At 36.7% G+C, this 12318-nt stretch carries 12 protein-coding genes; 9 read left to right on the top strand and 3 right to left on the bottom strand.

The window, feature by feature from the left end; translation table 11 throughout:
* Nucleotides 1–517 precede the first annotated feature (517 nt).
* The gene (locus tag KS419_RS15535) at nucleotides 518–1630 is read right to left on the bottom strand and encodes an IS110 family RNA-guided transposase (RefSeq protein WP_217065727.1); all 1113 of its coding nucleotides are present in this window, start codon (nucleotides 1628–1630) and stop codon (nucleotides 518–520) included.
* 493 nt (nucleotides 1631–2123) lie between these two features.
* On the opposite strand from KS419_RS15535, the gene KS419_RS15530 reads away from it, so the two are divergent.
* Complete coding sequence (locus tag KS419_RS15530; protein ID WP_217067311.1) at nucleotides 2124–2438, top strand: hypothetical protein; 315 nt, start codon at nucleotides 2124–2126, stop codon at nucleotides 2436–2438.
* On the opposite strand, the gene KS419_RS15525 is transcribed toward KS419_RS15530, so the two are convergent.
* A complete protein-coding gene (locus KS419_RS15525; protein ID WP_217067310.1) occupies nucleotides 2428–3366 on the bottom strand; it encodes an IS3 family transposase in 939 nt (312 codons plus the stop codon). The two genes, KS419_RS15530 and KS419_RS15525, sit on opposite strands and share 11 nt — an antisense overlap.
* Complete coding sequence (locus tag KS419_RS15520; RefSeq protein WP_217067309.1) at nucleotides 3309–3767, bottom strand: HTH domain-containing protein; 459 nt, start codon at nucleotides 3765–3767, stop codon at nucleotides 3309–3311. The genes KS419_RS15525 and KS419_RS15520 overlap by 58 nt, the downstream gene beginning before the upstream one ends.
* A gap of 336 nt (nucleotides 3768–4103) precedes the next feature.
* Between KS419_RS15520 and KS419_RS15515 the strand changes: the two genes are divergently transcribed.
* The 8 genes from KS419_RS15515 (at nucleotide 4104) to KS419_RS15480 (ending at nucleotide 12299) form a co-directional block, all read left to right on the top strand.
* Nucleotides 4104–4973 carry a gamma-glutamylcyclotransferase family protein gene (locus KS419_RS15515; RefSeq protein ID WP_217067308.1) on the top strand — a complete coding sequence of 290 codons (870 nt, stop codon included), beginning with the start codon at nucleotides 4104–4106 and terminating at the stop codon, nucleotides 4971–4973.
* A gap of 16 nt (nucleotides 4974–4989) precedes the next feature.
* Nucleotides 4990–5493, top strand: coding sequence for a hypothetical protein (locus KS419_RS15510; RefSeq protein WP_217067307.1), 504 nt, complete (start codon nucleotides 4990–4992; stop codon nucleotides 5491–5493).
* A gap of 284 nt (nucleotides 5494–5777) precedes the next feature.
* Nucleotides 5778–7598 (top strand): dihydroorotate dehydrogenase, encoded by a 1821-nt coding sequence (locus KS419_RS15505; RefSeq protein WP_217067306.1) that lies wholly within the window; start codon nucleotides 5778–5780, stop codon nucleotides 7596–7598.
* Between the two features lie 130 nt (nucleotides 7599–7728).
* Nucleotides 7729–8688, top strand: coding sequence for an HD domain-containing protein (locus tag KS419_RS15500; RefSeq protein WP_217067305.1), 960 nt, complete (start codon nucleotides 7729–7731; stop codon nucleotides 8686–8688).
* A gap of 110 nt (nucleotides 8689–8798) precedes the next feature.
* Nucleotides 8799–9311, top strand: a complete 513-nt coding sequence (locus KS419_RS15495) for an RNA polymerase sigma factor (protein WP_217067304.1) — start codon at nucleotides 8799–8801, stop codon at nucleotides 9309–9311.
* Nucleotides 9304–10056, top strand: coding sequence for a hypothetical protein (locus KS419_RS15490; protein WP_217067303.1), 753 nt, complete (start codon nucleotides 9304–9306; stop codon nucleotides 10054–10056). Before KS419_RS15495 ends, KS419_RS15490 begins: the two co-directional genes overlap by 8 nt.
* A 122-nt stretch (nucleotides 10057–10178) precedes the next feature.
* On the top strand, nucleotides 10179–11633 hold the full coding sequence (locus KS419_RS15485) for a class I SAM-dependent methyltransferase (RefSeq protein ID WP_217067302.1): 1455 nt from the start codon (nucleotides 10179–10181) through the stop codon (nucleotides 11631–11633).
* Between the two features lie 30 nt (nucleotides 11634–11663).
* Nucleotides 11664–12299, top strand: coding sequence for a hypothetical protein (locus KS419_RS15480; protein WP_217067301.1), 636 nt, complete (start codon nucleotides 11664–11666; stop codon nucleotides 12297–12299).
* Nucleotides 12300–12318 lie beyond the last annotated feature (19 nt).

Here is a 12318-nt window from a genome sequence, read left to right as displayed (position 1 = left end):
CTGATATGAACGAAACTGTCAAGGCCCCCCATCTAAATTAGTAGCGAGACTATTTTGGGGTACTTTTAAGAAGAGGAGCTGTTTTTGGCTCCTTTCACTTTATTGTGTGTGCCCATTTATTTTTTCGCTTCTTTAGCTTAGTACTTCAACCTCACACTTAGAATGGTTGTCAAGTGCTCTCCTTGACTGCCATTCTAAGTGTGAGACACTAGAATAAGCTAAAGGGGGGATTATACATCATGCCTCCTTAATATTTATTTGAATAGATGTTAAGAACACGGCACGAAGGCAAAAACTCTACTGCGGTTAGCATCCTGATATTCGTGGGTTTTCACATAATTTCTTTCCGTATAAAGGACTTTTCCACTAACTCGAGACGTGCGTTAACCTAACCACTCAAGGTATAGCACAGAGGAGGCACGTGGATCTTCCTTTCCGGTTTTACTCTTTGCCTTCGAGCCCTATTCTCATCTATCTATTTTAAAATCAATATATATTCGGTTAAACGTTAGTAATATCAAACCCTTGGAATATCATCTAACTCTTGTGTAATTGCCCAAACAAAACCTGCTAACTCCCTAGCTACGGCCGTTATTGCTTTGCCACTTTCTTTTCCTTTGGATAGTAATCGAAAATATTTTTTGTGAAGTCGATTTTGTGCTTTCCAAGAGATTCCTTGAATGGTTGGAGATAATCCATTTAGTCGCTTCTTTAATTCTCCTTTGACAGCAGGTTGATAGCGATAACTCCAGGCAGACTCGATTAATAACCGTCGAACATGGCGATTTCCTGTTTTCGTAATTTCTCCCTGTATCCTTCTCTCACCACTAGAATGTTCACTTGGAATTAATCCCACATAGGACATCAAGTGCCTTGGCGTTGAGAACCGCTTGAAAGAACCAATTTCAGCTACAAGACTTGTCGCTGTTATAAGTGCGACACCTCTTAAACTTTGCAAGGCTTGAATCATTGGGGCATGCACACCTTCGGTAGCTTGTAATTTAATTTCTTCATCATATCTCTTAATCCGTTGTTCTAACTCATGTAATTGATGATAATACTCTTGAAAAACTATTCGTAAAGCTGAACTCTCAAATTTCATAACATTGAGCCATTCACGATACTTTTTGGTCCACTTCTTAACCCCTGCTGGTGGTTTGATATTGTTACGTAATAAAAATTTTGTTAAGCGGTGCTTGGTTCTAAGTTCGTCTTCTTTTGCATCTTCACGAGCTCTAACTAAATCACGTAATGCCTCATCTTCTGGAGTAGGGACATAAATTGGAGTTAATTCTCCTGCTCGATACAACTGAGCAAGTCGGATAGAATCCCTACGATCTGTTTTAATACGTTCACCTGGTCTTTTAGGTATTAATGAAGGAGCTATCACATCACAATGAACTTCTAAAGAGAGCAACTGTCTATACAGTGGGTAGCCCGTTGGGCCAGCTTCATAACACACTCGTAAAGTTTTAACATCGCCAAGCTTTTTTACTAATTTCTTTATTGCTTCTGGTGTATGAGGAATCATTCCGTAGTATCTAGGCACTTCACGACCCTCTTCTGCAATAGCTACTGCAATTTTTTCTTTTGATACGTCTAAACCTACATATTTAATGGTATCCTTCATAATAACTAGCTCCTTCCGTAATGTAGCACTGATTTGGTTTTTGTTTTTTTTCTTAATAAACATTCTTACCAAATTAATCTACGAATTTACGAGTGAGGAGCTAGTTTCGTTCATGATAACTCGTGCATACGCACTGTGGGGTCTCACCCTTGCCTTTAATCCCGCAGGAGTCTACGTATATTTCCTTCGCTATCGTTGTGTATTGTTCGGATTTTCAATTAAACACTTTAGTTATGTAAAGTGGTACCTATGTCAAGGACACTTTAAAAAAAAGGTCTTAAATTTTGATAATTAATATCGTATTCTTCCGGTAAGGAGAAGATACGACAAAAGAACCAGTAACTCTTCTGCCTCAGAAAGTTACTGGTTCTTAAATTTTATCCGTATCTTATATGTATATATGAATAGATGTTTTATAAAGTCCATTGATAGCTTTCAAGTATTTATGCTAGGGGAAGGTGTTCCGTGTTACGTCCGGAGGTATTGTAACCAATTGGATGATTCACAATGGCAGTGGTTTTATGAACAGATGTTGGAACCTGTTACCTTTGTTACGGACATCCCTTACCTTTTCTATATACTAAAATGGATTCTAAAGTATGATTTTGATGATTTATCCTATGCTGTGTATTTTCAAGATCTGATGGATCCCGAATGTATTCCGCAGTCCCTAATTAAAGATGAGTGGTTGCCGGTACTGTGCAATCGCTACGAGCTGCGTTTGAAGAAGGAATTATTCGAAATCCGGTGTAGTGTGAATGATGGATCGGTCACTGACATCATTGGTGATGACTCTGTTATATTTTAAGTGGGTATTCGCCTGTTTTTAAATATTCTGCATATTGATTAGGAGAGAGCTTTGCTAGTTTCCATTGATACCGATCATTATTGTAATAATCCATGTAGTTATCAACCTCCTGGCAAAGCTCCGCAAAACAACGGCAGTTTTTCAAATTGATTTCATCCTTCATATGCCCGAAAAAAGATTCCTGCGGTGCGTTGTCCCAGCAGTTACCACGTCGAGACATGGATTGCCTAAGTTCCTTATCTTTTAACAGTTGCCGGAAAGAGATGCTTGTATAGTGACATCCTTGATCAGAATGGATGATGGCATCAGTCTCTATTCTGTTACCGTGCGTTTCTAGTAGGATTTTGATTGTTTCTAATACAAAATCGACTTCAAGAGATTCACTTGGAACGTATGCCAACACTTGTTTCGTGTAGCCATCCTTTATGACAGAGAGATATGCCTTACAGCCATTATTGTAATAAAGATATGTTATATCTGTAAGGAGAATTTTTCCGGCACCATGCTTCTCAAATTCTCGATTTACTAAATTTTCTGATACGGTATCTGTCTTTAATGCTTTAGCCATTCTTCTGTATGGATTTGCCTTTCGGATTGGACAAAACAAATTGAATTTTTTCATTAGGCGACTGATTTTCTTTTGGTTCATCCTTATGCCCATATGCAAAAGACGCATATATATGCCGCGTCTGCCTTTCTCGTATCCGCGAAAACGATATGCTTCCAATATTAATTCAAAATACTTTTTATCCTCCTCATCTTTATCTCTGCGTTTCTCTGCGGACTTCAGCCAGTTGTAATAGCCACTTCTAGAAACGCCTGCCATTTCACAAAGCCAATAGATATTAAGCTCATTATTATCTCGCAATGTCATTTCTTCGATGTGTCTGAATTTTTCTTCTGGCGTTGCTTCTGTTTTTCCTTCCATTCTGCCTGTCTGTCTAGAAATTCTGTTTTTTTTAGAAATTCATTCTCTTGTTTTAGGTACCTTATTTGATGTTCTAACCGTTTTATTCGGTCGGTATCAAATAATTCTTTAGTGGAAAGACGACCAGAACTTTTACCTCTCAGATCTTGATAGCCATCTAATCGCGCTGCATAATCCTTAATTCTTTGAACCAGACTGCTCTTTCTTCTTTGACCTAAAAAAGTCGGATCAATTCCCATATCACGCAGTATAGCTGATGGTCCTTTTCCAGTTTGGTATTCCTGATAAAAACGTTCTTTAAATTCTTTTGTGTAAGAAATAGTGGTTTCACTCACTTTCTCGATGAAAGGATTGGACCTTAGTTGTTTTTGTTGTTCTTCTGAAAATTTGTTTTTCCCCATATTGCATCCTCCCCTGTTCCAATAATTAAAATATAACAAAAAAAAGACCCTGCAAAACAGAGTCAGCAAAAAAATCAAGAACAATCCTCTTTTTTTAAACTGTCTATTCTACAGGGTCCATTTTAATGTCCCAGCCTCTTTTTTCTTTTTGCAACAATAATTCATAAGTATTGGTATCTAAAAGCATGATGTATAACTTCATTGCTACTTGATGAGATGTACTTCGGAAGTGTTCATAGGTGCTTGCGGCTTTCTTAATGTAACCATGAAATGGTTGTCAGTGAATGTCAGTGCAATAGTTTAGACTTTATATATAAAGTCAGTGGAGGTGCTTGTATGGAAAAAAGAAAGGTATTTGTGTATGGAACACTTCGAAAAGGTGAAACAAACCATTTTTTATTGGATGATGCTACTTGTTTTTCAAAGCAGGCTTGGACAAATGGAGTCTTGTATGATACAGGATTTGGTTTTCCAGCGATGATGGAGTGCAGTGATAATAGAGTGTACGGTGAAATTTATGAAGTAACGATGGAACAATTAAAGAAACTTGATTCTCTCGAAGGATATAGGGGAGATGATCAAGATAATCATTATCATCGGATCGAACGAAGTATATTTACTGATGCAGGTCAGGTAGAGGCGTATCTTTATGTGTATAAACAAGTTCAAACAATTGGATTATGGGAACTGAAATTTGGTGACTGGAGATGGCACCGGATTTTAGATGGGAGGAATGAGTTCCTATATTTTGCTTATGGATCATGTATGGATGATGAAAGATTTGTGGAATCAGGGGTTTCATCATATTTTTCTAAAGTCATAGGTTGTGGGAAAGCGGATGGGTATTCTTTGGGATTTACCCGCCGTACCTTTGATGGTGGAAGAGCAGATATGATGGAAGTAAAGGGAGATAGGGTCGAAGGAAAGGTCTATGAAATTCAAGGGGAGGCACTTTCATATTTGTATGGGCGGGAAGGTGTGGACACAGGTATTTATCGACCTGCTGTAATAGATATTTTAGTAGAAGGAAAAAGATATGAAAATGTTATTACTTTTTTTGTAATAGAAAAGGGGGAGGAAATGGCTCCGCCTCATCATTATGCCAGAGAAATTCTTCGCGGGGCAAAAGGGTTCGTATCGGAAGAATATTATAATAAATTGCGATCTGATTTGATTATGAAATTTCAAATAAAAATATTTAACTAAAAGAGGTGAATAAGCAATGGGTACATCTACAGCTCAAATCTTAGTGGGAAATGCTCACCCGTATCATCAGGGAATTTATGGCATATCCCATGTTCTTTATTTATCGGAAAACAGCAGACCTGCTTGGATTCTGAAATCTCTTGAAACAGCAGAAAGGGAAGTCATTTGGATCCCCACACTGGAAAATATGTTAGAAGATGCACTTTTGATGATAGCAATATATGTCGTTAAAGATAAGGAAGTCATAAATCTGTGGAAGGACTATACTACAGAAAAAAATCGTAATCACATGGAGTTGTATCAAATTAATCAAAAGGAGTTACAAAAAATGTATGAGCAGGCTAGAGAACTTACAAGTAGTTGTAAATTGGCAATTACTATATTTTCCGATTCGTCCATTAACCATCAATTGTCTGCAATTAAATTCTATAATATGGACTTTGAAGTTTGTACCTCCCGTTATGAGAAGCACTATTCTGTTTGGAGTAAAAGAAGAGAAGAAAGGGGAAGTCTGATTTAAAATGCTTTGTATATTAAAGGGAAAACCACCTTTTTAATTTTTCGTTGTTTGATCCTGACTGCAGCATGGGAGCAAATACAGAAGGGAAAGGATGAGTAGAAAGGTAAAAACCTGCCAATACAAGGGCATATGATCACCTACTTTACTTTTCTATGAAACTAAGTATCAGTTTTGTTATGATAATAATTATAGCATTACTTGTAAAATGATCTCCAGAGATAATTGGTAATAAGCAAATAATTGTAAGAGAACTCTATTACATCAAAGCTGAGCGAGGGATTGGAATGCCTGATTGGTCTTATCATCTTTTATTTAATCCTGTTTTAAAAAAGCTCCCATCAAGGATCTCAAGGGAGTTTATCCATCGGGGGATGAATCGGATTGCCTCTTTCCCAGGGGGAAAGCAATTTATTAACTTCTTAGGAAGGGAAGAATCATCTCCTTTATTAAAGAAAGAAATTCATGGTTCCTCAATGGATAACTCCATTGGGCTTTCAGGGAAGTTAGACCCTTTATTATCGGGGACAAAGGCTTTTTCTAACTTAGGATTTGGATTTATAGAAATGGGTCCCATTTCAGTGAACCGGAAAAAGGATGAAAAAGCTCCTATAGTATTCAAGAATAAAACCATTGGATTTCCAACAGATCATGCGCTTATTGATCTTAAGGAAACGGAAATAAAATTAAAGGAGTTATCTGTCGATCAGCCAGTCCTGCTGCATCTCACAGGGGATATACAGGAGCTGATAATACTCATGACTGTTCTCGAAAAATATGCTGACATGTTTATTTTTCCTGTGGAAGCTATAAAAGACATAAATTTGCTTGAAGAATTAACAGAGAAACCATATTTTTTTAGAATTAATCAGGAAAAGCTAGGAGACATAAATCTATCCCAACTCGATGGAAACTCCTGTGCTGGAATCGTATTAGAGGAATCTAAAAATGTTACTCCTATAACGGCTAGGTACGAGCATCTAACTTCCATTACCACTCTTCGTAATCAAGGGTTTAAGAAAACAATTATTACGGAAGGGGGAATTTTGGAGCCGGAAGACGCCCTTTGTTTATTGGATGCAGGGGCGGACTTAGTTATGCTTTTAGGAGGATACGTCTTCTCAGGCCCAGGATTGCCGAAACGAATAAAAGAGGCACAGGTGGATCTACTGACCCAAGAAAAGCAGGACATGAAAGCTATCCAGAAAGGGTGGGAGTGGTATTTCCTATTTGGTTTTTCAATCCTTATTGGGGGAATCATTGCTCTTTACCTAAGTCTCACAAGTGTCATTCTTCCTTATGATGAATATTTTCTCGGTATGTCGAGGGAAACCTTGTATGCATTTAATGATCGTATTATTTACTTTATGGCACATGACCGGATGACTTTGGCAGGTACGATGATATCAGGTGGTTTAGTATACATGGCTTTAGCTCGTTATGGGATACGCCATGGACTCCTTTGGGCAAAGCAAGCGACCGATACTGCAGCAATCATTGGATTTCTCGGAATTTTTTTATTCATTGGATATGGATATTTTGATTGGCTTCATCTTCTTTTTTGGATTGTCTTAGCTCCTTTTTATATTCTGGGGTATGTAAAAACAAAAGGGATTCGTAGTACACCCTCATCGAAAAACAGAAGAAATCACACTATTTGGAAAAGAAGTTTAATAGGCCAGCTTGCTTTTGTGATCCTTGGTTTTTCCTTTGTACTCGGTGGAATTGTCATTTCGACAATTGGAGTGTCTTCAGTGTTTGTTCCAACGGATTTACAATATATATGTATGCCTCCGGGAGTGATCGAATCATTTAATGACAATCTCATACCGGTTATTGCCCATGATCGTGCCGGTTTTGGCAGTGCATTACTCAGTGTAGGTCTACTAGTTTTAATGCTGGCTTTGTGGGCATTTCAACAAGGTAATCTATGGGTCTGGTGGACGTTTTTAATTGGCGGTATTCCTGCTTTCTTGACTGGAATTGGTGTTCATTTTTTGATCGGATATACCGATTTTATTCATTTACTGCCGGCTTATTTTGCCTTATTTCTTTATATCATTGGTTTATTAACCAGTTTTTCTTTTTTTCACAAAGAAGTGGATTAAAGATGAAGGAAAAACCTCATTCAGTAGAAATAATATAGTTGCTTTTTAAAGCTTCAATGGAAAGATATATATTCTTGGATTTCATGCAAACTGTTTTTTGAATCGAAAGGAATGGAGGAATAGATTAAAAATGAATATACCATTGCTATTGCAAGAGCCTTTATATCCTAATGTTGTTCCTGAAAAATGGGAAATAAATTTGTTTCAAACCAAGGCGGTGAGGAGATTAAAACACCTTGCCCATTATGGAGCTGGTTCTCTGATTACATCGGTGACCCACTCCAGATTTGAACACACTATAGGTGTATGGAAGCTTGCTTCTCGGTTTTTCCCGGAGGACAAGCTTATTCGTGCAGCTGCTATTCTTCATGATATCGGTCACCTTCCGTTTTCCCACGCCGTTGAAAAAACGTTAGGCTATAACCATCATAAGCTCACAGAAGAGTATATTAAAGCAGAGTGCATCACTAGTATTCTTGAAGATGCTGGATTGGACTATAAAGTAATAATGGAATATTTGAATAAGGAAACGGCATTAACCGGGAAGGACAAAGTAATTGGGTTAGACCACTTAGACAGTTTCTTTCGGGATACTTATATGTCAGGGAAAGGCAAGTATAGGCCAAAAGATATCATCAATCGTCTTTGTTGTGCAGAAGAAGGAATACAAACGGATGAAAAAACAGGAAAGTATTTAATGGAACTTATTCTAAGTGATCATGAGTTGTTTTTATCTCCTCTTCTGCTCGCTGCGGACAGATTATTGGCAGAAGCAGTAACAAAGCATTGGGAAAAAACAAAAGAAAATCGAGACGAAATTCCGTTAATGACAGATAACGAATTAATTATTAAGCTTATGAACTCCCCGTCGGAAGAAACAAAAGAGTTGATGGAGATGATTCTTTATCAACCTAACAATATCGTAGTAGAACATTGTGGAAGTGTAGATAGTGGAATTCCAGTATCTGTAAGGAAGATATATGATAAAAGTCCACTTGTTTATGGAAAACCGTTTTTGGACTCTGATACGATGGCTGGTATAAAGAATAGATTGTTGAGTTTAAAACAGGACTATGAAATCAGGATTTAATAAAGTATTAAATCTTTATGTCGATAGAATATTAAATTTTTTTAAACAACTGCGATATTTTTTAAGATTCACAGTCTAATACATAGAGAAAGAATATCGGAGGAGAGGTTATGTCGAGAGAGAAAATAATAACAGATTGGTTTACGCTATACAGTGATGATATTTATCAATTTTTCATTTACCGTACTGGAGTGACAGAGGCAGAGGATCTCGTCCAAGAGGTTTATATAAGGGCGATTAAAGGCTATAATTCTTACCTTGGTGAGGCTTCTCCAAAGACATGGTTATTAACCATCGCAAGAAATGTGGCTACTGATGAGTATAGAAAACAAAAAAGACGTAAGTTACTTCTTTTGATCAAGTCAAAGGAAGAAAGTGAATCAACTAGGACAGATACTCCTGAACTTTCCTTCGTTATGGGTGAAGAGAATCAATTGTTGTATGAGGCAATTCACTCATTGAAACCAACTTTTCGGGATGTCCTAATCTTACGTGGAATTAAGGAATTATCAGTTCCAGAGACGTCTTCCATATTAGGTTGGACAGAAAATAAGGTTCGCTCCACATTCCACAGGGCAAAAAAAGCACTACATGAAAAGTTAGGGGGATATGACTATGAATAAAGATTTTAGAGAAATTGAGGAAAAACTAAAATCTCTTCCAAAACCTCCATTAAAATCATCAAGTAAATCATTGATACAACAATCATTAAGAGAGTTTAATGAAGTATATGAGCACCAAAAATCCACTTCGAACTCATTGATAAAGAGAGTAGGTTTTAGTTTGACTGGGGCGATAGTAATTGGCCTATTTTTAATTTTGTTAGTTTCTGATGGTGGAGAAAATGATTTTTATCAACCCCACTCCTTTGTAGCAGAAGCCCAACTGAAGAATCTGAAGGAGTTAGATAAATTTGACAGATTGATCAAGTTCCCCACATATTTACCATTTGAAGTGAGTGATATCCATTATGAAGAACAATATTTAGGTCCAATGGATGTCATGCAGGACGAAGTGCATTATTTATATGAAGATGATCCAGCCCATTTAGCAATACGAACTTTTTTTCTATCTCTAGATGAATCTAATAAGCAAGTGGTGGAAGTGGAGCAGTGGGATGTTTCTGTCCATTCGTTATTAAATAAAAATCATTTCCGTGAAGATTCGCTTATTGAAATGGAAGATGGAAAAAGGGGACTATACTTCTCAAACGGTGCCGTTCAGATTCTAAGTTGGGAAGAAGATGGGGTAACATTTGATATCATTTATTCTACCGATCCAGAAGATTGGGTTGACGGAAGAATGGTTGAAATACCATTGGAAGAACTGATCAAAATTGCTGAATCGTTTGAAACATTCAAGCGATAAATAATACATTGCTAAAAAACCACTTATGAAAGTAGAGAATTGCTTAAAGGATTATAGATGTTTTTGTCGAAAACAGTTATGATGCAAAAGATAAATTATATACACTAAGGTAGTGATTGCATATGTATCCTAAAAATGAACCTAATAAAATCGTAGATGATAAACTAGGATTTATCCAAAATATGATTGATTCAGGGGAATATGATGTTGCTGTAAAAGAAAGTTGTACTGTTTTCGAAATAGTTTTTAAAAAAATCTTCCAACAGGCGATTGTCTCCTTATCGTTTAGGGAACGGGGAGAAATTCTTGAAATTGAACGTAAGATTGGTAAAGGAACTAAAGGTGTGGAAGATTTTGGATTTGGGGAGTTAGTTGGTCTCTTTCGAGAAAGTAAACTTATGGATAAATGGGCTAATCACACTTCGAAAGATTTAGGGCTGCTCCGAACTCTTGAATTCTCCTCCATTGTAAATCTAAGAAATCGAATTGTTCATGATGGAATCACTTGCAGTCGTGGGGAAGCAAATATTGTCTATGAGTATTTGAGGAATTTATTAGCCATTCTTGGATTTGCCGACCTTGAAAACATGATTAATAAATCATTTTCCAAAAAAGAGGAGACTGTAGCTAATCAGAAAGATATCGGCGGTAACAAGGATGAAATTGCACTTCCGGATATTCACGGATTGCCAAAGGTGAATAAATCCTTGAGAGAAAGGTCCAGTTACTCCTCTTCCAAACAAGATGAAGCATTACGACTTCATCTTCAGTCAAAAAATTATGAAGAAATTGATTTTAAGGTATTTGAACATATTTTGAATGAATCGGATGGAGAAGAACACTTAAGAATTCTTGATATTGGTTGTGCCTCAGGACATGTTACTTATGATCGGTTTAGTAAAATGAACGAAGTGGAAAAGGTTATTGGGATTGATATTAACAGAGAGAAAATTGAGGAAGCAAAAGCAACTATTAAAGACGATCGGTTTCATTTTTATACTGTTGATATTGAAGACAACAATTTTTTGGAGACGATGGATAGTATCATCCAAAAACATGGGGGAAGAAAGTTTGACTGGGTTTTTGCAGCCTTCACAATCCATCATTTTGCTAATCCAACACGGGCACTTCTCAATTTAAGGAAGCTAATTAAACCAGGAGGATATATCATCGTCCGGGGATCAGATGACGGATCAAAAATCGCCTATCCTGATGAATACAATCTAATTGGAACTGCATTGGAGTTAACACAAAAGGTGGCAGGTGCATCTGATAGGGAAAATGCCCGGAAGTTTTTTCATCAGTTAAGGAAAACCGGATATAAAAAAGTGGAAATGTTTTACAATTTCCGAGATACCACAAAAATGAATTCAGAGGATAGGAATAATCTATTTCAGGAAAATTTCATATTCCGCTATAACTATTTTAAGAATCGGGCAGAAAAATTTCCTGATAACGAACGTTTTCAAACGGAATATAAATGGTTAAAAGATGCTCTGGATGAAATTGAATTGATGTTTTTGGATGAATCCTTTTACTTTCAGGAAATTCATTATGTGGCTATTGGAAAACGATAATTGATAAATGATTTAAAAGAGAGGGATACGATGAAAGCGAACAACTATGTCTGGTATGCTAGTTATGGATCTAACATGAACAAACAACGTTTCCTTTGTTATATTCAAGGTGGGACACCGAAAGGATCCGATAAGGCAGAAACAGGTTGCAGGGATCATTCTTTACCTGTTGATGAAAAAGCCTATGTCATGAATTACCAAATGGTTTTTGCAAAAAAATCAAAAAGATGGCAAGATCAAGGAGTTGCCTTTATAGGACTTAAGAAGGATGAGGATATCCGTACATACAGTAATATGTATTTAATTACGGAAGAGCAGTTTATTGATGTTGTAAGTCAGGAAAATCATGGAATAGAGGATTTAATTCTTAACTTGGGAGAAGTGAGGCAGTTAGGTTCTAAAGTATTTAGGGATTCTTGGTACGGGAATATTGTTTATCTTGGAGAAGATGCAGGATACCCTATCTTTACGTTTACACATCCTGAAGAACTAGAATATGTTGAGATTAGAAAACCTTCCCCTGCGTATTTAAAAACAATTATTAATGGCCTGAAAAATGACTTAGACCTATCGGATGGGGAAATATTTACATATATAAGCAAATTACCTGGTATAAAACAAAACATGACAATAGATGAAATAGAAACGATTATAAAAGATTCTTAATCATAAAATTATTCCATGC

This window comes from Evansella tamaricis, assembly GCF_019042215.1.
Lineage (GTDB): Bacteria > Bacillota > Bacilli > Bacillales > Salisediminibacteriaceae > Evansella > Evansella tamaricis.
Note: the sequence above shows the minus strand (reverse complement) of the source record. Positions and strands in the feature narration are given on the sequence as shown.

What these genes read in the sequence shown, in the direction of transcription:
- KS419_RS15535 (WP_217065727.1), bottom strand. Translation starts at nt 1,630, where the DNA reads ATGAAGGATACCATTAAATATGTAGGTTTAGACGTATCAAAAGAAAAA.
- KS419_RS15525 (WP_217067310.1), bottom strand. Translation starts at nt 3,366, where the DNA reads ATGGAAGGAAAAACAGAAGCAACGCCAGAAGAAAAATTCAGACACATC.
- KS419_RS15520 (WP_217067309.1), bottom strand. Translation starts at nt 3,767, where the DNA reads ATGGGGAAAAACAAATTTTCAGAAGAACAACAAAAACAACTAAGGTCC.
- KS419_RS15515 (WP_217067308.1), top strand. Translation starts at nt 4,104, where the DNA reads ATGGAAAAAAGAAAGGTATTTGTGTATGGAACACTTCGAAAAGGTGAA.
- KS419_RS15510 (WP_217067307.1), top strand. Translation starts at nt 4,990, where the DNA reads ATGGGTACATCTACAGCTCAAATCTTAGTGGGAAATGCTCACCCGTAT.
- KS419_RS15505 (WP_217067306.1), top strand. Translation starts at nt 5,778, where the DNA reads ATGCCTGATTGGTCTTATCATCTTTTATTTAATCCTGTTTTAAAAAAG.
- KS419_RS15500 (WP_217067305.1), top strand. Translation starts at nt 7,729, where the DNA reads ATGAATATACCATTGCTATTGCAAGAGCCTTTATATCCTAATGTTGTT.
- KS419_RS15495 (WP_217067304.1), top strand. Translation starts at nt 8,799, where the DNA reads ATGTCGAGAGAGAAAATAATAACAGATTGGTTTACGCTATACAGTGAT.
- KS419_RS15490 (WP_217067303.1), top strand. Translation starts at nt 9,304, where the DNA reads ATGAATAAAGATTTTAGAGAAATTGAGGAAAAACTAAAATCTCTTCCA.
- KS419_RS15485 (WP_217067302.1), top strand. Translation starts at nt 10,179, where the DNA reads ATGTATCCTAAAAATGAACCTAATAAAATCGTAGATGATAAACTAGGA.
- KS419_RS15480 (WP_217067301.1), top strand. Translation starts at nt 11,664, where the DNA reads ATGAAAGCGAACAACTATGTCTGGTATGCTAGTTATGGATCTAACATG.